This window comes from Stenotrophomonas sp. MH181796 (genome assembly GCF_009659995.1).
In the GTDB taxonomy this organism is placed as follows: Bacteria; Pseudomonadota; Gammaproteobacteria; order Xanthomonadales; family Xanthomonadaceae; genus Stenotrophomonas; species Stenotrophomonas riyadhensis.
On the sequence record NZ_RAHU01000009.1, the window covers coordinates 1 to 24,588 of the forward strand.

General features: G+C 63.9%; 16 protein-coding genes. 12 read left to right on the forward strand and 4 right to left on the reverse strand.

Features of this window, described 5'->3' with window-relative positions; all coding sequences use genetic code 11:
- Positions 1 to 376: 376 nt before the first annotated feature.
- Positions 377 to 1,273, forward strand: coding sequence for an RHS repeat-associated core domain-containing protein (locus D5301_RS24310; protein WP_248859677.1), 897 nt, complete (start codon positions 377 to 379; stop codon positions 1,271 to 1,273).
- 208 nt (positions 1,274 to 1,481) lie between these two features.
- Here the strand turns inward: D5301_RS24310 and D5301_RS21210 are convergent, their stop codons facing one another.
- Positions 1,482 to 1,787 carry a hypothetical protein gene (locus tag D5301_RS21210; RefSeq protein ID WP_153856799.1) on the reverse strand — a complete coding sequence of 102 codons (306 nt, stop codon included), beginning with the start codon at positions 1,785 to 1,787 and terminating at the stop codon, positions 1,482 to 1,484.
- Between the two features lie 467 nt (positions 1,788 to 2,254).
- Here D5301_RS21210 and D5301_RS21220 point away from each other — a divergent pair, with 467 nt between their 5' ends.
- The gene (locus tag D5301_RS21220) at positions 2,255 to 2,743 is read left to right on the forward strand and encodes a hypothetical protein (protein WP_153856800.1); all 489 of its coding nucleotides are present in this window, start codon (positions 2,255 to 2,257) and stop codon (positions 2,741 to 2,743) included.
- Positions 2,744 to 2,901: 158 nt separating this feature from the next.
- Positions 2,902 to 8,496, forward strand: a complete 5,595-nt coding sequence (locus D5301_RS21225; RefSeq protein WP_228756476.1) for an RHS repeat domain-containing protein — start codon at positions 2,902 to 2,904, stop codon at positions 8,494 to 8,496.
- On the opposite strand, the gene D5301_RS21230 is transcribed toward D5301_RS21225, so the two are convergent.
- On the reverse strand, positions 8,497 to 9,120 hold the full coding sequence (locus D5301_RS21230) for a GyrI-like domain-containing protein (RefSeq protein WP_110711619.1): 624 nt from the start codon (positions 9,118 to 9,120) through the stop codon (positions 8,497 to 8,499). It lies immediately after the preceding gene.
- 352 nt (positions 9,121 to 9,472) lie between these two features.
- Between D5301_RS21230 and cyoA the strand changes: the two genes are divergently transcribed.
- From cyoA to cyoD, 4 genes are read left to right on the forward strand one after another with little or no spacing between them, the layout of a single operon-like run.
- Positions 9,473 to 10,528: a ubiquinol oxidase subunit II gene (gene cyoA / locus D5301_RS21235; RefSeq protein WP_075675026.1), complete on the forward strand. Its 1,056-nt coding sequence runs from the start codon at positions 9,473 to 9,475 to the stop codon at positions 10,526 to 10,528.
- Between the two features lie 2 nt (positions 10,529 to 10,530).
- The gene (gene cyoB, locus D5301_RS21240) at positions 10,531 to 12,528 is read left to right on the forward strand and encodes a cytochrome o ubiquinol oxidase subunit I (RefSeq protein WP_040008505.1); all 1,998 of its coding nucleotides are present in this window, start codon (positions 10,531 to 10,533) and stop codon (positions 12,526 to 12,528) included.
- Entirely contained in the window at positions 12,525 to 13,163 is a 639-nt protein-coding gene (gene cyoC / locus D5301_RS21245; RefSeq protein ID WP_110711620.1) for a cytochrome o ubiquinol oxidase subunit III, read from the forward strand. Before cyoB ends, cyoC begins: the two co-directional genes overlap by 4 nt.
- Entirely contained in the window at positions 13,163 to 13,504 is a 342-nt protein-coding gene (gene cyoD / locus D5301_RS21250) for a cytochrome o ubiquinol oxidase subunit IV (RefSeq protein WP_014036396.1), read from the forward strand. The genes cyoC and cyoD overlap by 1 nt, the downstream gene beginning before the upstream one ends.
- A gap of 199 nt (positions 13,505 to 13,703) precedes the next feature.
- Here the strand turns inward: cyoD and D5301_RS21255 are convergent, their stop codons facing one another.
- Entirely contained in the window at positions 13,704 to 15,761 is a 2,058-nt protein-coding gene (locus D5301_RS21255) for a bifunctional diguanylate cyclase/phosphodiesterase (RefSeq protein ID WP_153856801.1), read from the reverse strand.
- Positions 15,762 to 15,910: 149 nt separating this feature from the next.
- Here D5301_RS21255 and radA point away from each other — a divergent pair, with 149 nt between their 5' ends.
- The 4 genes from radA to D5301_RS21275 all read left to right on the forward strand — a co-directional run bounded on the left by radA (position 15,911) and on the right by D5301_RS21275 (position 22,200).
- On the forward strand, positions 15,911 to 17,287 hold the full coding sequence (gene radA / locus D5301_RS21260) for a DNA repair protein RadA (protein WP_014646395.1): 1,377 nt from the start codon (positions 15,911 to 15,913) through the stop codon (positions 17,285 to 17,287).
- Between the two features lie 144 nt (positions 17,288 to 17,431).
- Positions 17,432 to 19,288 carry an ATP-binding protein gene (locus tag D5301_RS21265; protein WP_153856802.1) on the forward strand — a complete coding sequence of 619 codons (1,857 nt, stop codon included), beginning with the start codon at positions 17,432 to 17,434 and terminating at the stop codon, positions 19,286 to 19,288.
- A 48-nt stretch (positions 19,289 to 19,336) separates the two neighbouring features.
- Positions 19,337 to 21,643 carry a tetratricopeptide repeat protein gene (locus D5301_RS21270; RefSeq protein WP_153856803.1) on the forward strand — a complete coding sequence of 769 codons (2,307 nt, stop codon included), beginning with the start codon at positions 19,337 to 19,339 and terminating at the stop codon, positions 21,641 to 21,643.
- A gap of 92 nt (positions 21,644 to 21,735) precedes the next feature.
- The gene (locus D5301_RS21275) at positions 21,736 to 22,200 is read left to right on the forward strand and encodes a hypothetical protein (protein ID WP_110711624.1); all 465 of its coding nucleotides are present in this window, start codon (positions 21,736 to 21,738) and stop codon (positions 22,198 to 22,200) included.
- Between the two features lie 91 nt (positions 22,201 to 22,291).
- On the opposite strand, the gene ccsA is transcribed toward D5301_RS21275, so the two are convergent.
- A complete protein-coding gene (gene ccsA, locus D5301_RS21280; RefSeq protein WP_110711625.1) occupies positions 22,292 to 23,086 on the reverse strand; it encodes a cytochrome c biogenesis protein CcsA in 795 nt (264 codons plus the stop codon).
- A 122-nt stretch (positions 23,087 to 23,208) separates the two neighbouring features.
- Between ccsA and ffh the strand changes: the two genes are divergently transcribed.
- Positions 23,209 to 24,585 carry a signal recognition particle protein gene (gene ffh / locus D5301_RS21285; RefSeq protein WP_014036403.1) on the forward strand — a complete coding sequence of 459 codons (1,377 nt, stop codon included), beginning with the start codon at positions 23,209 to 23,211 and terminating at the stop codon, positions 24,583 to 24,585.
- The last annotated feature ends 3 nt before the right edge of the window (positions 24,586 to 24,588 follow it).

The following is a 24,588-nucleotide window of genomic DNA, read 5'->3' on the forward strand; positions in this document are numbered from 1 at the left end:
CGACTCCTGTTTCCGGCACCAGTTGTAATGGAAAGCCCCGGCCCGTGGTCGGGGCTTTTTTTGTGCTCCGGTAGTGCCGGCCGCTGGCCGGCAGCTCCAGTAGTGCCAGCCCATGGCTGGCAGCCCAGGATTTCCGAGTCTCGCGGCCTACTCGCCCCACCGGCTTCCCAGGCGCTTAGCTCTTCGCACAGTTCCTGACCTGGCAACTGCAGCCAGCCATTCCTGTGCTATGAATACCCAGCCTTGCTCCAAGGCTCTTTCAGGGATTGGAAGGATGCGCAGGTTCGGGGGAGTTGCAGGCGGTGTATTTACCCGCTTGAGGGGATTTGAAGATCGAATTCGGAAGCTGGGGGCATCAGGCGCCTGGCTGTGCTGCGTGCTGCTGATCGGCTTTGGCTTGTCGCCAGCCGCAATCGCCCAGGAGACGGTCACCTACATCCACACCGATGCCTTGGGCTCGGTTGTGGCCGAGACCGATGCCAATGGCACCGTGGTCAAACGCTATGACTACGAGCCTTACGGCGCCGTGGTGGGCGGGGAAGTCACGGACGGACCAGGGTATACCGGACATGTGAGCGATTCGGCTACCGGGCTGAGCTACATGCAGCAGCGGTACATGGATCCGCAGTTGGGTGTGTTCTTATCGGTTGATCCGGTGACGGCGTATCAGAAACCGGTTGAGCAGTTCAATAGGTACCGGTATGCAAACGGGAATCCGTACACCTACGTAGATTCTGATGGAGAAGCCGGAAAAGTTGCATGGCTCGTCAGACTCACCGCAAACCAGGCCCATAAGATTGCACGACTGACTCAGGAGCAGGCCGTCAGTGCGCGCCGGGCGCAGCAGAACGTGATAGCGGACAGAAGACAAGTAGCGAGGCAGATTGAGACATCCGCACACGGGGCGGAGGGCCAGCTCAAACATGTGGGCCATGAACTAGAGGGGGGCGGCAAAGGACTTCCGCATTACCAGACAGAGAGCGTAAGGGGACACTCCTTCTGGGGTAAGGTCAGCGTCGGCGCACTAGCTCTGGCCGGTACGCTTGAGCAAGTTGCTGATTCGGCAGAGTACATCCCTGACCCGGTTCCTAGACCTGCTGAGCAGTCTGATATTGCAAGATGGAATGGCACTATGGGTGCGATCAGCGAGAAGACTGGCCTGCCTATGCCGGGCGTAAAGATGGGGGAGGATGGTGGATTTCAGGGTTATTTTCGAGTTGACGGAAGGATTGATTCTAAAAGGCTGGATCAAGAGCTGAGCAAGGGGAGATAGGCTTGTGAGATTCTATGAGTTCATGGTTGAAGGGATCTTTGTTCGAGCGTCTGGCCTCGGGGCTGATGTTGGCGGATTCCAAGCGACGTTTTTCATCAAGTCATCGAATGTTGCGACTGCAGTTGATCGCATGCGGTGGGTACTTTTGGATCGTATGGGTTCACATTTCGTATCGACTATTGAGATGGGATTATTCAGAACATATTTTTCAATACGTGATGTTTGGGAAATTTCTGAAGGGAGGATGTTTGAATTCGAAGGGCGTGACCTGGGTTTTACTTTTTTTAGGATAGGCAAGGTTGAGCGCATGTGTCTTGCGTTCCGGCGTATGCTGCTTAGGATCTTTCGGCCGCAGCGTGTGTTTTTCCCGCGCCGGAACGCTTAGATGTGGGCTGTGATGCACTGATTTGGGCTGGATGTATCCAGCAAGAATGTGGCGGCGTTCGAAGGATTTGCCTTGATTTGCATTTTCCCGCGACGATTGAGAGCGCACGAATTTCTTGGTCGCGGTCAATCCTTGTCCAATCACCGCCTCGCATCTTGTCCTAAGTTGGTCTTATGGCCACTTATGGATCCTCCGCCTGATGTCATCCGCCCTCACCAAACGCATTGTTCTCACGGCTGAGCTCCGAGACCGCCCCTATGAGCTTAGGGATGCCCAGGTTCGAGGTCTGATCCTGCGAGTGCAGCCTTCAGGGCACAAGGCTTGGATCGTGACCTGGGCCCACGGTAAGCGTCGAACCTTGGGTTCGGTTGAGCATCTGACGCTGGATCAGGCCCGCGACCAAGCCCGGCAAGCGGTCGCTGAGTAGGTTCAGTCCGGATTGCCTGCGCTTGCGAAGTCGAAGCCTACCAGTTGCACTCTCGAAGCGCTCCTCAACGATCACCTCGAACCCCGGGCGGTTGCTGAGCTCAAGGGTGGTCGTCAGTACCCGGGCCGCATGGCTTCCGATCAAACAATGAGTTGGAGTGACGTAGATCATGGAAACTGAAGCTGCGATCATTGAGATGACGACGCTTGTGAGAGAGTTCGCGTTGGGTTCCGTTGATGCCCAAATTTTTATTGAGAAATACTCGAATTTCTACTACTACGAAGCGCTGGACGGACATGAAGCTTCAAGTGCGCTGCATCCCGAGAGCAAAATTAAGCTCGGTCCCGCTATCGAGTTGCATCGCCGCGTTCAGGAAGATGTGGTGAACAAGATCTCGTTCGATGCGGGGCTGTCAGCTGAAGCGATGAGGATGGCTGGGCGACTCTCCCCGACGGAGGCGCGGCAGCATCCAACCACCGCCTCGCATCCTGTCCTAAGTTGGCCTTATCCCCACCTACGAACAGTTCGGCCAATGTCAGCCGCCGTTGCCAAATGCATCGTTGTCTCTGCTGTGCACCCGAGATCGTCCATGGCAGCTCAAGGATGCTCGGGTTCGCGGGCTGGTTCTTCGTACGCAGTCCTGGGTTTGCAGCCCTAGGGGGGGGGGCGTCAGTCACGCAGGCTCAGGGTCAGCTTGCCGCGTTCGGCCCTTGAACAAAGGCTGAGTGAATGATATTCATCCGGTTCACGTTGAGTTCACTTGCCTGATCGGATGGCGCATGCGTCTTCCGTGCACCCAAGGAGTGGTATCTCGCTATGGAAGCCATGAAGACGCACGCGCGAAGCTGTCGATGCCTGATCGGGCTGATTTTTCTGGGGATGTTCAGTGCTTCGGGCGCAGCTGCGCAGGATACCCAGCCCGGCAAGTATCCCTGGGAGGAGTTCGACAAGCGCTTGCAGAGCAGCATGGGCGTTGCCAGGTTGTCGGACGATTTGCTGGGAGACAGCGTAGGTCTTTCAAATGGCGCCTTGTCATTCTCGGCGGCTGACGTATCGCTGGAAAGTCATCACGCGTTACCAGTGAGCCTGAAACGCAAGTACGTGATGAAGAATCGCTATCAGTACGAGAACGATGCGCTTCTTGCTGACTGGGACCTGGACTTGCCCAGCATCAGTGGCGTTTTCTCAACAGACTGGGTCATGGGGCATGCCGCAGCGTCGCCCGGTGCGCGCTGCAGTGTCAGCACAGTGTCCCAGGCGCAGCCGTCCATTCCATTCAGCGGGTCGATGGATGTCAGTGACGTGTGGTCCGGAAACTCGATGAACATTCCGGGCGTGACCAGCGGGGAAATGCTGCTGATCAATGGTTCAACGGCCAGACCTGCCCAAGGGGGGCCGTACTACTGGATGACCAACGACCAGGTCTTCGTTGGCTGCCTGCCTGCCATTCGCAACGGCACCGGCGAGGGATTTCTGGCGGTCGGGCCAGACGGCACCCGCTATTGGTTCGACTGGATGGCCCAGTACGTCGAGCCGCAGATCAAGAATCCGTTGAATGGTACAAAGCGGCTGGATCGTAGGCTCAATGTGCTGTACGCCACGCGTGTTGAAGATCGGTTCGGCAATAGCGTGGCGTACAACTATGCCAACGCAGCCAATGCCCCCGCTCGACTGCAATCCATCGTTGCCAGTGACGGGCGTCAGATCAGTTTTTCCTATAATCCACGAGGTCAGATCGAGACCGCAACCACGAATGGCCGGACTTGGCGCTATCTGTATCGAAGCGACGGCAAGGTCTCGCTGTCGGCGGTCATCCAACCTGATGGAAGCCAGTGGAAGATCGACTTCTCGGGCCTCTCCAATGCCGCGTACTACGCCACGCTGCCTATTCCAAATGAGCCAGTCCGCAGTTGCTTCATGGACGGAACTCCGCTCGTGGGGCCGCAGTTGGCAACTGGCCGTATCGAGCATCCTTCCGGGGCCGTAGGGACATTTACTGTCGCCATCCGCGAGCATGGCCGGAGCAACGTCCCGATATCTTGCAAGAATTTCACGACAGGGATAGGTGGAAACGACACCGGTGATGATGTCAACCAGTGGGCGATTGCGTACAAGGCCTACACGCTGATCGAGAAGACCATCAGCGGACCGGCCATTTCTCCGATGGCCTGGAAGTACAGCTACAGTTCCGCAATCAGTTCCATTTTTTACCCGGGTGGAACGATGGATCGGCCATGCCCATTGACGGGTGGAGTGGTGTGTGGCGAACCGATCTGCACGAGTGACAGCTGCGCGGGTCGCGCAACGACGGTGGTGGAGGGGCCCGGCGCTGAGTGGACCCGCTACACCCACGGAAACAGCTTCAAGTATGACGAAGGAAAGCTCTTGCGCATTGAGCGTGGCAAGGGCGGCGATATCCTGCAGGTTGTCGAGAACACTTACGCGCTCTCTCCTGCAGGCCGGCCGTATCCCGCGCGTTTTGGTGTCAGCGCGCAGGATACCGGCGACAACTTCCCCCGCGAGGCGATCCAGCCAGAGCTGTCAACCGTCACGCGCCTGGACGGGGTGGTCTACACCCGTCGCACGAACAGCTTTGACAGCCTGGCTCGACCACTGAGCGTCTCCCGGTTCAGTAGTCAGGGAGACGCCCGTACGGATGTGACTGAGTATGGCGACAACCTTGGCCTCTGGGTGTTGGGTCAGGTGGCGCGCGTTTCCAGCTCGGATACGGCGTCCGTGATCACTCGCACCACCTACGACGGTCGGGCACTTCCGATCGAACTCCACCGCCACGGGCGCCTTCTGCAGCGCTACAGCTACAATCCGGATGGCTCACTCTCGAGTATTGCCGATGCGAACAATCACATCACCCATCTGGCGAACTGGAAGCGCGGCGTTGCGCAGACGCTGAAGTTCGCAGATGGCACGACACTGGTTCGTGGCGTGGATGACAATGGCTTCGTCACGTCGGTCACAGACGAGATCGGTGCCGCAACCGGGTATGAATATGACCCGATGGGGCGCATCTCGCGCATACGCTATCCAGCGGGCGACACGGTGGCATGGGCGGATACTGTTCGCAGTTTCAGCAAAAGCAGTGCAGATGAGTATGGGGTCGCTGCAGGCCATTGGCGTCAGGATGTTTCGACCGGAAATGCACGCAAGCGCGTCTACTACGATGCATTCTGGCGGCCGCTGCTGACCCAGGAGTTTGATGCGGCGTCGCCTGCTGAAACCCAGCGATTCGTGAGAGCCAGCTACGATCTACAGGGGCGCCTTGAGTTCCAGTCATATCCGTCGGCATCGGCCAATGCCTCCACGGGCACTTGGACGACGTACGACGGCCTGGGGCGAGTGGCATCTGTTTCGCAGGACAGCGAGTCTGGTTTGCTGACGACTACGACCAGTTATCTTGCTGGTGGACTGGTAAAGGTGATTGATCCGAAAGGTCGGGTGACTACGACTGCATACCAGGCCTTTGATCAGCCCAGTCAGACGCAGCCGATCGCCATTGCACATCCCGGGGGGGTGTTCTCCGAGATTGTCCGTGACGTTTTTGGCAAGCCACTTTCCATCAAGCGGCGAAACGCGTCTTCTACTGAAGCGCTGACGCGCACCTATGTCTACGACGGTCACCAGCAGCTTTGCAAGTCGATTGAACCGGAAACTGGCAGTACCGCGATGGGATATGACCCTGCGGGAAATCTGCTGTGGACGGCATCCGGGCTCGCATTGCCCAACGTCGCCTCCTGTGATGCTGCCGCAGCCTTGTCGTCTTCGCGCCGCGTGGACCGGACGTACGATGCGCGGAACCGTCTAGCGACACTGCGTTTTCCCGACCGGAATGGTGATCAGGACTGGCTCTATCATGCCGATGGCAAGCCCGCGCAGGTGACCACTCTGAATGACGGGGGCGGGGCCGTAGCGGTGAACGGCTATACCTACAACAAGCGTCGGCTTCTTACCGGTGAGTCGCTGCAGGAGTCGGCCGGACCCGCCCTTTCGCTGGGGTATGGCTACGACAGCAACGGTAACAGGGCCGGAATTGCCTATCCGAGCGGGATGTTCGTCGGCCTTGCCCCAAATGCGCTCGGGCAGGCAACCCAGGCCGGCCCTTACGCGACTGCAGTGAGTTATTACCCTAATGGAGCGATTCGCCGATTCACTTACGGTAATGGCGTCGTGCACAGCATGCAGCAGAACGCCCGCCAGCTGCCGGCGCAGGTTGTTGACGGCAACGGAGTGCTCGACTATTCGTATCTTTATGATGGCGCTGGAAACGTCGTCACCATCCTCGATGGCGTCGACAGCCTTCGTGATCGTCGGATGGAGTATGACCAGCTTGATCGCCTTCAGCAGGCGACCTCTGCGATGTTTGGCGGCAATGGTGTCATGCGCTACACCTATGACGCACTGGATAACCTTCGTAGCAGCAGCCTCGCCGGAGTGAGGGACCACCAGTACTGGTACGACGCATTCAATCGGCTGACCAATGTACAGGCGACGGGTGGTTCCACGATTATTGGCTTGGACTATGACCCGCAAGGAAACCTTAGGAATCGAAACGGCGTTGTTCACACGTTCGATGTCGGCAATCGGCTGCGAAAGGTGGCCGGGGCTGAGTCGTATCGCTATGACGCATACGGGCGACGAGTTTTGTCGTCTGCCGAGAATGAGGATCGCCGGATTTTCTCGCTGTATGGCGAGGATGGCTTGCTGCGGCGACAGAACAATGAGCGGACGGGTGAAATCTCTGAATATGTCTACCTGGGCAGCAGTCTCGTAGCGAAGGTCGTTGGGCATGTTGCACCGGGCGTTCCGTCGCTGTCGGTTCCGCCTTCGTCGGAGACGGGGAGCTTCAGCGTAAGCTGGGGGGAAGTCGGTCGCGCGGCGCGCTACGAGCTTCGTGAGCAGCGAGACAGTGGCGGCTGGACCACGGTGTATTCGGGGGCTGGTAGAGCCTGGGCGGCGAGCAATCGTTCGGCCGGTATCTACGGATACTCGGTGCGCGCGTGCTCGTCGAATGCGTGTGGTGCCTGGAGCAGTGTTGGCGCGATCAACGTTCAGGCTGAGCCGGTTGATGTTCCCATTGTCACAGTGCCGGCCACGAGCTATTCAGGAAGCTACGTCGTGACCTGGAGCACAGTCGCCGGCGCCAGTCGCTATGAGCTGCAGGCATCCACTGGAGGTGCGTGGGCGACCCTCCTCTCCGCCAATGTCGCGAATCATCCCGTTAGTGGGCAGCCCGCCGGCTCCGTGCAGTACCGCGTGCGCGGTTGCAACGGGCGTGGATGTGCAGCTTACTCGGCTCCCGCTTCCATCCAGGTCATCCTCAAGCCGGCGGCCGCGCCGACATTGTCGTTGCCGGCCAGCAACAGCTCCGGTGCGTATGTGGTTTCCTGGAGCCAGGTGGCAGGGGCAGCCCGCTATGCCCTGGAGCAACGCTCCGGTACAAGTGAATGGACGCAGATCGCGAACGCCGCCAGGACTTCGCAGGATGTTGCGGGGCGCCCCAGCGGTGAGGATGGCTATCGCGTCCGTGCCTGCAATGATGCCGGGTGTTCCAGCTATTCCGCCGTCGCGACCACCCGTGTCCTGCGCATCCCTGCCGTGGCGCCTGTAATGAGTGGCAACTCCGCGCAGTATGGCAGTCCGGTCGTTGTTGGCTGGAGCGCCGTGCCCGATGGTGCGAGCTATGCGTTGGAAGAGCAGGCGCCGGGTAGAGTCTGGGCCCAGGTGCAGAACTCCAGCGCGATCGCCGCAACGCTTCCCGAACGTTCGACAGGGACGTACGGCTATCGCGTGCGAGCCTGCAATGCCAGTGGTTGCGGACCGTTGTCCTCGGCGCTGCTTGTCGCCGTGCTGCGGGCGCCGTCTGCACCTGGTCTGTCCATCGATTCGTCAAACGTTGGAAGCGGTCAAGGGTTCAGGGTCTACTGGGGAGCCGTTGCCACTGCGAGTTCCTATCGGCTGGAGGAGCAATTTGCAGCAGGGCAGTGGACGCAGGTTCTGGACTCGGCCGAGACCCAGTTCGCTGCGGGTGCTCGCGGCGCGGGTGGCTACGGCTACCGTGCCCGTGCATGTAATGCCGCCGGGTGCAGCGGGTACTCCGCTGTGGCTACCTTCACGCTGGTCCTGCGCCCGGTGCCTGATGTGCCGGGGAACCTCAACGTCGCCGAAATGCGGAGTTCCTGTGAAATGGCCTGGGGAGCTTCCGCACGCGCTGAGCGGTATGAACTGAGCAATGACGGTGGCGTGGTTTACCAGGGGGCCAATACGTCCTTCTCACAGGCAAATCCGCGTCGATGCGTTTCACCGTATCGCGTCCGTGCCTGCAACAGTACTGGCTGTTCTGAGTGGTCGCTACCTGTCTATCATGGTGGAGGGGCTATGCTGTTGCGGAGCCGATGATCAGCAGGCCGGCAATCCATTGCGCACCGACTGCCGCAGGACGGTTTTCAACCGCGCCGCGTCGGTCCTGCGCGGGTCGCTCAGGTAGATCTCATGATGGGGGCCGGCAAAGGTGTAACCCAGTGCGGGCATCAGCTCGCCGTGCAGATGGGCCAGGATCGGGCCCTCGTCATCGTAGGCACCCACATGCAAGGTCTGCAGGCAGAGGCCTTCTTCAAGAATTTCATGGCGAAGGCTGGCCGGGACCTCGCCCAGTTTCTTCGCCGCATTGGCGATGGCAGCCTCCCACTGCTCTGGACTGATCCCGTTCGGCGTACGGATCATCACCGTCCACCTCCACTCATCCTTGCGGCGTGCGACAAAGCTCGACGGATCCCCGGCGCTCCACAGCGCTTCCAGCGGTGGCACCACGTAGTCCTGGCCCATGGCCTTCAGCGCGAACTTCAGTGCATAGCTCACCGAGTACAGCCACTGCACGGCCTGCAGGTAGGCGGGGGCGGTATTCGGATCACCGTGGCCGTCGACCATCACGTAGGGCAGGGGCGGTACGTCCACAGTCACGAACCGGCCCACCGGGGGCTGGTACAACGCGCGATCGCGCTTCTTGAAGTCGATCTTGTCCACGGACCCTCCTCCTGCGCCGAGCATCCCACGCCGGGCACCCATCAGCACGCCTGAACAGGTTCAGATGACTTTGCCGAACGAGGGCGGACCGCCGGCCAGCACCTGATGCTAGGATGCCGCCCCCGGGCGTTCTGCCCGCCGCGCCTGCGCGGTGCGACAACGTGTCGCAGCCAGAATCGGGCCTTTCCTGCGCTCGATCATTGTCAATGCCTTTCTTAAATGGTGGGTGACGGCCTAAAATTGAAAGGCTGACTCGACCCCACCTCCCTGCCTGTCTTCCGGACCGGTGGGACCGGCTTTGGCCGGAACAGGCAGGACGGGGAACGGCATTCCCTCGCAATTGGATCGACCGATGATTCCGTTGAAAACCCTTGGGCGCTGGTTGCGCCCGGGCCTGCTGCTGTCGTTGCTGGTGATGCTCACCGGTTGCGATGCGGTGGCCATCCTCAGTCCGAAGGGCCAGATCGGCCAGGATGAGAAGACCCTGCTGATCACGGCCACCGTGCTCATGCTGCTGGTCGTCATCCCGGTCATCATCATGACCCTGACCTTCGCGTGGAAGTATCGCGCCTCCAACACCAAGGCCCGCTACGAGCCGAAGTGGTCCCACTCGACGGCGATCGAGGTGGTGGTGTGGTCCATTCCCTGCATGATCGTGCTGGTGCTGGCGGTCCTGACCTGGCGCTCGTCGCACGCACTGGACCCGTATCGTCCGCTGGATTCGGACGTCAAGCCGGTCACCATCGAGGCGATCTCGCTGGACTGGAAGTGGCTGTTCATCTATCCGGAAGAGAAGGTGGCGGTCGTCAACGAAATCAAGTTCCCGGTCAACACGCCGCTGAACTTCAAGATCACGTCCGATTCGGTGATGAATGCGTTCTTCATCCCGCACCTGGGCAGCATGATCTACTCGATGGCTGCGATGGAGACCAAGCTCCACCTGATCGCCAACGAGACCGGTGAATTCCCGGGCATGTCCTCGCACTACAGTGGTGCCGGCTTCGCCAAGATGCACTTCACCGCCTACTCGGTTACCGATGCCGAATACCGCCAGTGGCTGGACCAGGTCCGTGCCGGTGAGCAGACCCTGGACAAGGCCTCGTTCAAGGCCCTGGGTGAAGCACGCAATGCCGAGTGGTACCCGGTCACCTACTTCGGCAAGACTGAAGAAGGCCTGTTCGACTGGGTCATCGCCAAGCACATGGGCGACAACAAGCATTACGGCATGAAGCACGAGCACAAGGCCCCGGCCGACGGTGCCGCTGCTGAAGGTCACGATGCCCATGCAGGTCACGAGGGCCATGAAGGCCACACCGACGCTGCCGCCGCTCCGGCCGAACACGCCGGACACACTGCTGACGAGCACGCCGCCGCCGGTCACGCCGGCCACGCGGGCTCGGGAGAATGAACATGTTGGGTAAACTCTCAATTGAGTCGATCCCCCACGATCCGATCGTGCTGACCACCCTGGTCGGCGCGGTGCTGGGTGGCCTGGGCGTCATGGCCCTGATCACCAAGTTCAAGCTGTGGGGCTATCTGTGGAAGGAGTGGTTCACCTCGGTGGATCACAAGAAGATCGGCGTGATGTACCTCATCGTCGCCTTCGTCATGCTGCTGCGCGGTTTCTCCGACGCCATCATGATGCGTACCCAGCAGGCGCTCGCCGTCGGCGGGTCCGAGGGGTACCTGCCGCCGCACCACTACGACCAGATCTTCACCGCCCACGGCGTGATCATGATCTTCTTCGTGGCGATGCCGCTGATCACCGGCCTGATGAACCTGGCCGTGCCGCTGCAGATCGGTGCACGCGACGTCGCGTTCCCGTTCGTCAACTCGCTCAGCTTCTGGCTGTTCGTGTCCGGTGCGGTGCTGATCATGCTGTCGCTGTGGATCGGTGAGTTCGCTGCCACCGGCTGGCTGGCGTTCCCGCCGTTGTCGGGCATCGAATACAGTCCAAGCGTAGGCATGGACTACTACATATGGGGTCTACAGGTCGCAGGCCTGGGTACCACGCTGAGCGGTATCAACTTCTTCATCACCATCCTGAAGATGCGTACCCCGAGCATGAAGCTGATGCAGATGCCGGTGTTCACCTGGACCGCCCTGGTGACCAACGTGCTGATCGTCGCTGCCTTCCCGGTGCTGACCATCACCCTGGTGCTGCTGACCCTGGACCGTTACCTGGGTACGCACTTCTTCACCAATGACGGTGGCGGCAACGCCATGCTGTACATCAACCTGATCTGGATCTGGGGTCACCCGGAGGTGTACATCCTGGTCCTGCCGGCGTTCGGTGTGTTCTCCGAAGTCATCGCGACCTTCTCGCGCAAGGCGCTGTTCGGCTACAAGGGCATGGTCTACGCCACCGCCTGCATCGGCGTGCTGTCGTTCATCGTGTGGCTGCACCACTTCTTCACCATGGGCTCGGGTGCCAACGTCAATGCCTTCTTCGGCATCACGACGATGATCATCTCGATCCCGACCGGCGTGAAGATCTTCAACTGGCTGTTCACCATGTTCCGCGGCCGCGTGCAGTTCACCACGCCCGTGCTGTGGACCATCGGCTTCATGGTCACCTTCACCATCGGCGGCATGACCGGCGTGATGCTGGCGATCCCGGCCATCGACTTCGTGCTGCACAACAGCCTGTTCCTGATCGCCCACTTCCACAACGTCATCATCGGCGGCGTGGTGTTCGGCATGTTCGCCGGCATCACCTACTGGTGGCCGAAGATGTTCGGCTTCCGCCTCAATGAGTTCTGGGGCAAGTGCGCGTTCTGGTGCTGGTTCATCGGCTTCTACGTGACCTTCATGCCGATGTACGTGCTGGGCTTCATGGGCATGACCCGTCGTCTGCAGAGCACCGTCAACCCGGCCTACGAGCCGCTGCTGCTGGTGGCCGCTGCAGGTGCCTTCATCGTGGGTGCCGGCATCCTGTGCCAGATCATCCAGGTGGCCGTGTCGATCCGCGACCGCAAGAAGACTGCCGACCTGACCGGCGACCCGTGGGATGCCCGTACGCTGGAGTGGGAAACCTCTTCGCCGCCGGCCTTCTACAACTTCGGCACCCTGCCGGAAGTCACCGAGCTGGACGATTTCTGGGAGCGCAAGCAGCGTGGTGAAGCCTGGCCGAAGCCGGCCAAGTACACCGACATCCACATGCCGCGCAACACCGGCACGGGCGTTGTCATCGGTGCCTTCAGCCTGGTGTTCGGCTTCGCGATGATCTGGCACATCTGGTGGCTGGCCATCGTCGGCTTCGTCGGCATGATCGCCACGTTCATCTACCGCACCTTCGACCAGGACGTGGACTACTGGGTCCCGGCCGCCGAGGTGGAACGCATCGAGAACGAACACCGCAAGCACCTGGAAAACCAGGGCCTGGTGAAGTCGGAGCTGAAGGCATGAGCACCAATACCTCGACCCTGAGCCACGGGCACGCCGCGCATGCGGCGGCCCATGGCCATGACGACCACGAGCACCACGACACCGGCGGCAACACCGTCTTCGGTTTCTGGGTGTACCTGATGAGCGACTGCCTCATCTTCGCCTCGCTGTTCGCCACCTACGTGGTGCTGTCCGGCGGTACTGATGGTGGTCCCACCGCGAAGGACCTGTTCGAGCTGCCGTTCGTGGCGTGGGAAACCGCGCTGCTGCTGACCTCGTCGCTGACCTTCGGCCTGGGCATGATCGCCATGCACCGCAAGCAGATGGGCCAGATGTACCTGTGGCTGGGCATCACCTGGCTGCTGGGCTTCGGCTTCATGTGCATGGAAGTGTGGGAGTTCCAGCACCTGATCCATCAGGGCTACGGTCCGGACCGCAGTGCCTTCCTGTCGGCGTTCTTCGCCCTGGTCGGTACCCACGGCCTGCACGTCAGCGCCGGCCTGCTGTGGCTGCTGGTGATGTTCGTGCAGCTGAAGAAGTACGGCCTGACCCCGACCAACAAGACCCGCATGGCGTGCCTGAGCCTGTTCTGGCACTTCCTGGACCTGATCTGGATCGGCGTGTTCTCCGTCGTCTACCTCAATGGAGCGCTGTAATGGCACATGACAACCATGCACACGACCACGCCGCCGGCGGCGAGAGCCACGGCAGCGTCAAGTCCTACCTGATCGGCTTCGTGCTGGCGGTGGTGCTGACCGTCATCCCGTTCTGGATGGTGATGTCGGGCGACTTCTCGCGCACCGTCAACGGTGTGGTGATCGCGGTCACCGCGGTGCTGCAGATGCTGGTCCACCTGGTGTTCTTCCTGCACCTGGACCGCTCTTCGGAAAGCCGCTGGAACGTCAACGCTGCAGCCTTCACCGTCGTGGTGATCGGCATCATCGTGATCGGCACCCTGTGGGTCATGCATAACATGAACGTGCACATGATGCACTGACGTCCGCGCGACGTTGCCACGCAGAAAGGCCGCCCTCGGGCGGCCTTTTTGTTGGCAGGTGGATGGGGTCGGATCCCTGGCCGCAGGCCAGGGCTCTGACCCCGGGGGCCGGTAGATCCAGGCCACGCGTGGATGGGGTTGCGTGGATGGAGTCAGAGCCCTTGCCCGCGGCAAGGGATCCGACCCCGAAACCGGGGCCTCACCCCACCCGGCGCAGGAACTCCTCGGGCTCCATCGGCCGCCCCAGGTGATAACCCTGCAGCTGGTCGCAGCCCAGCTCGCTCAGGTATTCGCGCTGTGCCTGCGTCTCCACGCCTTCGGCCACCACCTGCAGCTGCAGGGTGCGGCCCAGCGCGATGATCGATGAAACGATGGCGGCTTCTTCGTCATTGCGTTCCAGGTCGTGTACGAACGCACGGTCGATCTTCAGTTCGGTGGCGGGCATGCGCTTGAGATACAGCAGGCTGGAATAGCCGGTGCCGAAATCATCGATGGCGATGTGCACCCCCATCGCGGTCAGGTCGTTGAGGATCGCCAGGCTGGCATCGACGTCCTTCATCGCCGTGGTCTCGGTGATCTCCAGGGTCAGCCGCGAGGGGTCGATCCGGTGCCGTTGCAGCACCTCGCGCACACTGTCCAGCAGCGCCGGCGAGGCGAACTGCAACGGTGACAGGTTGACCGCCATCGACCATTCGCTGTGCCCTGCGTCGTGCCAGGTACGCAGCTGTGCACAGGCACGGTCCAGTACCCAGTCACCGATGGGCAGGATCAGGCCGCTGCGTTCGGCGATGGGAATGAACACATCCGGCGCCAGCAGGCCCAGCTCCGGATGCTGCCAGCGCAGCAGCGCTTCGGCGCCGGTGGCCGGTGCGCCGGCGGCAGGGAACTTGGGCTGGTAGTGCAGCACCAGCTCGTCGCGGGCGATGGCCTTGCGCAGGTCCTGCAGCAGGCGCAGCTGGCGGTTGGCGCTGAGCTGCATCGAGGGGGTGAAGAAGGTATAGCCGTTCCGGCCGGTTTCCTTGGTGTGGTACATCGCCGCATCGGCGTGCGCCATCAGCTCGCGCTCGTTGCTGGCGTCATCCGGGTACAGGGCGATGCCCAGGCTGGCACTGACCTGCAGCTCGGCCGCATCCAGCGTGAACGATTCGCCGGCAGCGGCGATGATGCGCTCGGCCACCACCACCGCATCGTCGGGAATATCGATGGCCAGCACGATCACGAACTCGTCGCCGCCGAGACGGGCAAACGTATCCTGTGGCCGCAGCAGGCCGCCGATGCGCTGCGCCACCGCCACCAGCAGACGGTCGCCGAGCTGGTGGCCATAGGCATCATTGACCGCCTTGAAGCCGTCCAGGTCGCAGAACATCACCGCCACGGCGCGGCCACGGCGGCGCGCCTTCTCGATGGCCTGCTCGATGCGGTCCTGCAGCAGCATGCGGTTGGGCAGCTGGGTCAGCGGGTCATGCAGGGCGGCCTGGATCAGCTTGTCGTTGGCGTGCGCCAGCGAATCGGCCAGCAGCCCGGTGCGAACGCGCATCTGCCGGTCGAACAGCGAGGCGACCAGGGCGATGCCCAGCGTGGCCACGGTGGTGACGATCACCAGCACCGCCAGCCAACGCGTGTCGATGCCGCCGCTGCCGACCGCACCGCAGATGCTGCCTTCGGGGAAGCGTGCGGCGGCCATGCCGGTGTAATGCATGCCGACGATGGCCAGGCCCATCACCAGGGAGGCCAGTGCGCGCAGGCGCATGGTGTTGCGCTGCTCGGCACGCAGGCGGAAGGCGATCCACAGCGCCGCGCCGGCGGCACCGATGGCGACCGCGATGGAGGCGGCGAACCATCCAGGGTGATAGTCGATGCCCGGCTGCATGCGCATCGCCGCCATGCCGAGGTAGTGCATGGTGGCAATGCCCAGGCCCATCAGCACGGCACCGGCCAGCAATCGTCGCCACGGCAGGCTGGGCCGCGACACCAGCCACAGTGCATAGGCCGAGGCGCCGATCGAGACTGCCAGTGAGTACAGGGTGATGCCCAGGTCGTAGCCGACCGGGATCGGCAGGTCGAAGGCGAGCATGCCGATGAAGTGCATCGACCAGATGCCCAGGCCCATCGCCGCCGCGCCACCGGCCAGCCACCAGCGGGCCACGCGGCCTTCGGCCGTGGCCAGGCGGCCGGCCATGTCCAGCGCCGTGTACGAGGCAAGAATGGCCACCAGCAGGGAGATGGCGACCAGGCTCTGACTGTAACTGCCAGTCATGTTGAATCCAGAGGGGGAGGGAGGGGCGCCCGCAAGGCGCACGCCCGCGACAGCTATCGGCGCGGGTGGGCGGGACTTGAGCGGTCGCAGCACCTGCGACCCGGCTCGGCTATCCTGCCACGCCTGTTCCCGTTGCTGGAAATCATCCGATGGCAAAAGCCCGCACCGCCTACGTCTGCAATGAATGCGGCGCCGAATTCAGCAAGTGGCAGGGCCAGTGCACCGAGTGCAACGCCTGGAACTCGCTGTCGGAAATCGTGCTGGAGAGCGCGGCGGCGGCCAAGGCGCCGGCCTCGCGCCGGGCCGGCTGGGCCGGCAAGATCGACCCGCCGAAGATCACCGCCCTGAAGGACGTGGAGCAGACCGAGCATCGCCGTGTCTCGACCGGCATCGGCGAGTTCGATCGCGTGCTGGGCGGTGGCCTGGTCGAGGGCGCGGTGGTGCTGGTCGGTGGCGATCCGGGTATCGGCAAGTCGACGCTGCTGCTGCAGGCGGTGGCGAAGATGGCGGCCGAGCTGCCGGTGCTGTACGTCACGGGCGAGGAGTCGCTGGCCCAGGTGGCCGGGCGCGCGCACCGGCTGGAATTGCCGCTGGACGGTGTCAACGCGCTGGCCGAGACCGGCGTCGAGTCGATCCTGCAGCATGCGTCCAAGGCCGGCCCGCGGCTGATCGTGGCCGACTCCGTGCAGACCCTGTGGACCGAGAGCCTGACCGCCGCGCCCGGCTCGGTCAGCCAGGTGCGCGAGAGCGCGGCGCGGCTGGTGCGTTTCGCCAAGGAGACCGGCACCGCCGTGTTCCTGGTCGGCCACGTGACCAAGGAGGGCGGTATCGCCGGCCCGCGCGTGCTCGAACACATGGTCGATGCGGTGCTGTACTTCGAAGGCGAGAGTGGCAGCCGCTTCCGCCTGTTGCGCGCGTTCAAGAACCGCTTCGGTGCGGTCAACGAGCTGGGCGTGTTCGCGATGGGCGACAAGGGTCTGAAGGAAGTCTCCAATCCGTCGGCGATCTTCCTGTCCGGCGGCAGCACCCACCAGCCGGGCAGCTGCGTGATGGTCACCCGCGAGGGTACCCGGCCGCTGCTGGTGGAAGTGCAGGCGCTGGTGGATGCGTCGCCGCTGTCGAACCCGCGCCGTGTCGCGGTCGGCCTGGAGCAGAACCGGCTGGCGATGCTGCTGGCGGTGCTGCATCGCCATGGCGGCGTGCTGGTCGGCGACCAGGACGTGTTCGTCAATGTCGTCGGCGGCATCCGCGTGCAGGAGACCGCTGCCGACCTGCCGGTGTTGCTGGCGGTGCTGTCCTCGCTGCAGGACCGGCCGCTGGCGGAAAAGACGATTGCGTTTGGCGAGGTTGGCCTGTCCGGCGAGATCCGACCGGTGCCCAATGGCGAAGACCGCTTGCGCGAAGCCGCCACCCATGGCTTCAAGCGCGCCATCGTGCCCAAGGCCAATGCGCCGAAGGGCGGTTCGGTGAAGGGTATGGAAGTGATCGCGGTGGAGCGCCTGTCCGAGGCCATCGACGCGGCGTGATCGCGCCGGGCATGGCCCGGCGTCACCACCGCGCACGTGGAATACGGCGGCCGACACGGCAACGGTCAGCCTCCCTGTGCTAGTTTTTCCCGCTCGACGAAGGCGCCCTCTGGCGCCTTTCCGTGCCCAGGAGTAAACGATTACATGCAGGACACCGCGCTCACCGCCCCCAACGCCGAAATCCGTCGCGCCGGGGTCGATCTCAATGGACTGATGACGGTGCTGGGCAAGCACCTGTATTCCACCCCGGTGGTGGCACTGCGTGAGCTGGTGCAGAACGCGCACGACTCGATCATTCGCCGCCGCATCGAGCAGCCCGGCGTCGAGGTGCCCTCGCGCATCGCGGTACAGGTCGATGCCGGTGCCGGCGTGCTGCGCATCATCGATACCGGCGCCGGCCTGACCCGCCAGGAGATCCACGATTACCTGGCCACCGTCGGCGTCGGCTACACCCGCGGCCTGCGCCAGGGTGGCGAGGACGATGAGGGCCTGATCGGCATGTTCGGCCTCGGCTTCCTGTCGGCCTTCGTGCTGGCGCGCCGGGTCAGCGTGCGCACCACCTCGTACCAGACGCCGGAACTGGGCCATCTGTACGTGTCCAGCAACGCCGAGCAGTACACCGTCAGCGAAGTGCCGGCACGCGCGGTCGGCACCGAGGTGGAACTGGAGCTGCATCCGGACTTCCTGCCGCTGGCCAACGAGGCGCGCCTGCACGAGGTACTGGGCCGCTACTGCGCGCTGCTGTCCGAGCCGATCTTCATCGGTGCTGCGGGCGAGGCGCTGAACCCCGAGCCGCCGCCGTGGCGCGGCCAGGGGGAGGTTGCCCTGCATCCGGTGCAGGCGCGTCGCCAGGCGCTGCAGTTCGCGGCGCGCTTCGAGCACGACTTCGAGCCGATCGTCACCCTGCCGCTGCGTGCGGATGGCAACAGCGATGCCACCGGTCTGTTGTGGGTGCAGGACGGCGCCACCTACGGCACCAGCGACAACCGCAACCTGTCGGTGTTCGTGCGCGGCATGCTGCTGGACGACGACGCGCGCGACCTGCTGCCGCCGTGGGCGGGCTTCATCGGCGGGGTGATCGAATCCTCGCGGCTCACGCCTACCGCCAGCCGCGAAGACCTGCAGCGCGATGACCAGTACCGCGCCGTGCAGCATGCGTTGCTGGAGGCGCTGATTGATGGCCTGGCCGACGTCGCGCGGCAGCAGCCGGAAGCGTGGCGACGTGTATTGAGCCGCCACAACGAGGCGCTGCTGGGCGCGGCGCTGTGCGATGACCGCCTGTTCGACCTGTTGCTGGAGCACGTGCGCGTGCCGACCTCGCAGGGCGATCTGCCTGCCAGTGCGCTGCCCGCACGCGGTGCCGTGCATGTGATCCTCGACAACGGTGGCGGCTTCGAGGAAATGCTGTTCCGTGCGATGGGCGTGCCGGTCGCGCATGGTCATCGCTATGCAGTAGTGCCGTTCCTGCGGCGCTGGGCCCAGGCCAAGGGCCTGCGCTTGGTTGAACTGGGCACCGAACAGGGCAACCGTGCGCTGTTCCGCAGCGATGACAGCCTCGACGAGGCGCAGCTGGCATGGCTGCGCGAGCAGCTGGGTGACGGCGAACAATTGCTGCCGGCACGCTTCAGTCCCGAGTCGCTGCCGGTGGTGGTGGTGCCCGACCGCGAAGCCGAGCTGAAGCAGCGCCTGGAAGACGATGAGAACGACAAGCGCGTTTCAATGGCGGCGCTGCGGCTGGCGCGTCAGTTCACCGCGCGCATCGAATCGCGTGCGCCATCGCGGCTGTACCTCAACCTCGACAACCCCGCGGTGCAGGCGCTGCTTCGCGCCCAGCGCGAGGGCCACCCGCAGGCCGAGGCCGCAGCGCGCCTGCTGCGCTCACTGAAGATCATCGTCGCCGCGCAGGGCCGTCCACTGGCCCGCGCGACCGCCTCGCCCGGCCCGGATCTCAACGGCGCCTTCACCGATATCGCCGGTGCCCTGCAGCAGATGCTGCGCTGAGCACCGCATCCTCTCATCCAGCCTTCGCTAGACAGGAGTACTTACCCCATGGACATCTGGAACTGGGTTGAAAAACTGCAGGGTGACCTGCGCCAGGCCGGCCAGGCGCAGAATGCGCACCTGCTGAACCGCCTCGCCGACGAGGTGAGTGAACTGCGTGTCGATCGCGTCGACGCGCTGCTGCCCGAAGCGCGTGCGCTGGGCAAGGCGCTGGACAACCCGTGGGTCGACGTCTACGTCGGCCACTGGGCGCTGCGCAACCGCGTCGGCAACCGCGTCGAAGGCGAGAGCGCGCTGGGCGAAGCCGTGGCGCTGTTCGAGCGTGCGCATCGCGAGGACACCCTGGAATGCCCGCAGTCGATCTGCGTGACCCAGGATCTTGCCGCCTGCTACGGCAACATCGATGGCCCCGGCTGGGTGCCGGAGCGCATCGAGGTGTGCGACGAGACGCTGGGCCGCATCGACCCGAGCTGGGCCTGCTTCCAGTGCCTGAGCTGCGAAAAGGCCGATGCACTGCTTGATGATGGCCGTGGCCAGGATGCACTGGATTACCTGCAGGTGCAGTCCGACGCGATCGAGGCCTGCGGCAAGGAAGTGTTCGACAGCTTCCCGGAGATGCAGATCAAGATCCTGCTGGGCATGGGCCGCGCCGAAGAAGCGCTGCTGCTGATCGAGAAGCGCGAGGCCGAAGTGGCCGCGTCCGGCGAGTACGAGCCGGCCAACTGCACGGTGCCGCGCCGCCTGTCCAAGGCGTGGGCGCTGGCCCAGCTGGACCGCGACGAAGAGGCCTTGCAGCAGCTGGTGCCGTGGAGCGAGCTGACGCCTACCTACTGGCGGCTGTGGGCGAACACCGCCGCAGCGCTGTGCCGGCGTGATCCCGCACGCAATACCTGGGACCTGGGTACGCGCTTCAACACCATCATCGAACACTTTGCCGAGGTTGGCTCGCACCGCCTGCTGATCGAAGTCGCTGCGCTGAGCCTGGAGCTGGCCCTGCAGCGTGGCGCACGCTGGGTGGCGATGCGCCAGCTGGAACTGGCGCGTACCCATCTGGCACAGCTGCGCCAGGACCGTGGGGCGGCTGCGCTGGTGGCCGGCCTGGCCGCGCGCATCGATGCATTGCCGGACGTGGCACCGCTGCCGGTGCCGGCCGGCGAGCTGCTGGCATGGCTGGAGACGCAGGGCGAACAGAACCAGGTGCGTGACCCCGAGCGTGAGGCGCAATGGCTGCTGCAGGCGCATGCCGAGCTGCCGGATGATGAAGCGCTGGCCGAGATGGCTGCCTCCGCGCTGAGCGCCTGTGGGGCGCAGACGGAAGCGCGCGCATTGCTGTGGCGCTTCGTGCGCGCACATGCGCAGGATGATGGCCCGGCCGCCTACACGCTGATGCGCTGGCTGACCGAGCAGGGCGACGACGAAGGCCTGCGCCAGTTGGCTGATCTCTATCGTGGCAGCGTGCCGGTGTTCGCGCACTGGTGCGAGGTGCAGCGCGCCCGTCGCGTGTCCGACTGGCCGGCACTGGAGCAGGCCGCGCAGGCGCTGCTGGCGGCCTCGCCGGGCTCGCATGGCGCACGCGGTACGCTGGCGCGGATGTACATGGAAACCGGTCGCTTCAGCGAGGCGCAGGCCTGCTATGCGCAGCTGGTGGAGCTGCTGGAAGAACCCAACGCCGCACACTGGGACCACATGAGCGCGGCCAGCGCGGCACGCGACTGGGATGCGGTGCGCCGTTCGGCGGCAGCGATCGGCATGGAGCTGTCCAGCCAGGACGGCGTGGTCGAGGAGCCGTGGGGCTGGGTGATCATCCGCAGCGAAGAGAACGGCGAGCCGATGGAGTACTACGCGCGCCGCAGTGGCCCGGTCACCGCGCGTATCGTCGAGAACGCGCCGGCCAACCGCGCCCAGCAGGTCGGTGACTGGGTGGTGTTCGATGCTGCCTTGGTACATCCGGCGCCGGAGGAGGAAGAGGCGCGTGAGCACTTCATCCCGACCTATGCGCAGGTGCATGTGCTGGAGCGTGGTGGTTTCGCCCGCAGTTGGCTGATCGACGGTGCGCACCCCGGCGAAGAGGCCTGGAACGACTTCGTGGAAGCGGCCGAAGCGCAGGGCTGGAAGGTGTGGTCGCACAGCCGTGCGGACTACACCGTGACCGATCCGGATATGGAGGAAGGCACGCTGCCGGGCCTGCTGTTCACGGTTGCCCAGCCGCAGGACCATGCGCCGTTGGCGCTGCACCGCTTCCTGCAGCAGGAGACCGCGAAATGGCTGTATCCGCATTGCTGGCTGCGATTGGCCGAGGCGTGTGACCAGGATCGCCGGCCGCACCTGGATGTGATCGAGCGTTACGGGTTGTAAGCCTGGTCTCGGGTAGTGCCAGCCGCTGGCCGGCAACGCCATGAGATCCTGTGTTGCCGGCCAGCGGCCGGCACTACCTCAAGGAGAAATACATGCGAAAGACTGGGATGTTCGTGATCATCGGCCTGCTGCTGGCCCCCATCGCGCAGGCTGCGCCCGCCTGCCAGGAGCCCACCGCCGTGGCCCGTGCCTTCTACGAGGCAACGACGGGCGATGGCGACCTGCTGGAGCCGCCGGCCGCACTGGTCAGCCCGGCCTTTGGCAAGGCGCTGCGCGGCGAACGCGCCTGCCAGGTACGCGAAGAGGGCATCTGCACGATCGATTCCGACCCCTGGCTGGATGCGCAGGACGGCGACATAGAAACCCCGGTGCGTTACAGCTGGAAAGAGGCGTCGGCCACCGCCGGCCAGGTCGAGATGCGCTATTCGGTATGGAAGAAGGCCTACGTGACCCGCCTGCCGATGGTGCGCCAGGGGCAGGGCTGCTGGCAGGTCGATGACATCCTCACCAACAGCGGCCGTTCGGTACGGAAGATCCTGGCCCAGCCGGTGCCCTGACCTTCTGCGGCATCCACGCAGGGTGCGGCCCTGTTGCCGGCCAGCGGCCGGCACTACCGGGGTGGGTGCCGACCGTTGGTCGGCACACCGCCTATCGCGTGTGCCCGAACACCAGTTCGATCACGAACTGGCTGCCGAAGAACGCCAGCAGCAGCAACAGCATCGCCGCCAGCGTCCAGTGCACCGCCTTCATGCCGCGCCAGCCATAGCGCCGGCGGCCGATCAGCAGCACGCCGAACACGATCCACGACAGCACGCTCAGCACGGTCTTGTGTACCAGCTTCTGCGCCAGCAGGTCGTCGACGAACAGCACGCCGGTGACCAGGGTCAGGGTCAGCAGCGCGAAGCCGACAGTGATCACCCGGAACAGCAGGGATTCGAGGTCCGCCAACGGCGGCAGGGCACGCAGCCACGGCCGGAATTCACGGCGGCGCAGGGCGCGTTCCTGCAGCCACAGCATGATCGCCAGCAGCGCGGCGATGCTCAACGTCGCGTAGGCCAGCAGCGCCAGCCAGGCGTGGCTGGCCAGGCGCCAGCCCAGCACCTTGCTCGGTTCGTGGCCGTAGCCGTGGTAGGCCAGCAGCAGTACCGCGGCCAACGGGAACACCACCACGCCCAGTGCCGACATCCGCCCGCGCGCGCCGACCAGCGAGGTCAGCCAGGCCATGCCCAGGCCGACCAGCGACAGCGCGGCGAAGAAGTGCATGTCCGGCCCGCCGTTGGTGCGCATCGCCACCATCACGTGGTAGCCGCCATGCAGCAGCATCGCCGGCAGGGCCGGCCACAGCCAGATGGGGGAGCCGGTGCTTTCATCGCGGCCGAGCGCGCGCACCAGCAGGGTACTGGCAGCCAGGTAGAGCAGGACGGCGATGAGAACGATTGTCATCGTTGCAGTTTCGCATACCCCCGCGGTGGTGGCGACGGCCGCGGCGTCGCAGTCCGGCAGGCGTGGCGGACCCGTTATACTGTCTGCCTTATTGTCCCCCGTTTTCAGACAGGTCGTACCGCATGTTCGAGTCCCTGACCCAGCGCCTTTCCGGCACCATCGAGCGCCTGCGTGGCCGCGGCCGCCTGACCGAGGAGAACATCCGCGAGGCCACCCGTGAGGTCCGCATCGCGCTGCTCGAAGCCGACGTTGCGCTGCCGGTGGTGCAGGCCCTGATCGAGCGCATCAAGGTGCGCGCGGTCGGCCAGGAAGTGCTGAAGTCGCTGACCCCGGGCCAGGCCCTGATCAAGGTCGTGCGCGACGAGCTGACCGCGGTGATGGGCGCCGAAGCCAGCGACCTGAACCTCAATGTTCCCGCTCCGGCCATCATCCTGATGGCAGGCCTGCAGGGCGCCGGCAAGACCACCACGGTGGGCAAGCTGGCCAAGCACCTGAAGGAAAAGCGCAAGAAGAAGGTGATGGTGGTCTCGGCGGACGTCTACCGCCCGGCCGCGATCGAGCAGCTGAAGACCCTGGCCGAGCAGGTCGGCGTGCTGTTCTTCCCGTCCAGTGCCGACCAGAAGCCCGAAGCCATCGTCCGCGCCGCCATCGACGATGCGCGCAAGTCGTTCGTCGACGTGCTGCTGGTCGATACCGCCGGCCGCCTGGCCATCGACGAAGCGATGATGGCCGAGATCAAGGCCCTGCATGCTGCGGTGAACCCGGCCGAAACCTTGTTCGTGGTCGACGCCATGACCGGCCAGGACGCGGCCAACACCGCCAAGGCCTTTGGCGATGCGCTGCCGCTGACCGGCGTGGTGCTGACCAAGACCGACGGTGACGCCCGTGGCGGTGCCGCGCTGAGCGTGCGCTACATCACCGGCAAGCCGATCAAGTTCGTGGGTGTGAGCGAAAAGCCGGAAGGCCTTGACGTGTTCCACCCGGACCGTATCGCCAGCCGCATCCTCGACATGGGCGACGTGCTGTCGCTGGTCGAGCAGGTCGAGCAGCAGGTCGACAAGGACAAGGCCGCCAAGCTGGCCGAGAAGGTCGCCAAGGGCAAGAAGTTCGACCTGAACGACATGCGTGACCAGCTCGAGCAGATGCAGAACATGGGCGGCATTGGCGGCCTGATGGACAAGCTGCCGGGCCTGGGCAACATCCCGGACCATCTGAAGCAGCAGGTCAGCCAGGGCAAGGAAGTGCCGCGCATGATCGCCATCATCGGCTCGATGACCAAGAAGGAACGGCGCAACCCGAACCTGCTCAATGGCTCGCGCCGCGCGCGCATCGCCAAGGGCTCGGGCGTGACTCCGGCCGACGTCAACAAGCTGATGAAGCAGTACATGCAGATGGAAAAAATGATGAGCAAGATGGCCGGCGGCGGCATGAAGGGCATGCTGCGCAGCATGAAGGGCATGATGGGCGCCATGGGCGGCCGCGGCATGCCGTTCCGTTGATGT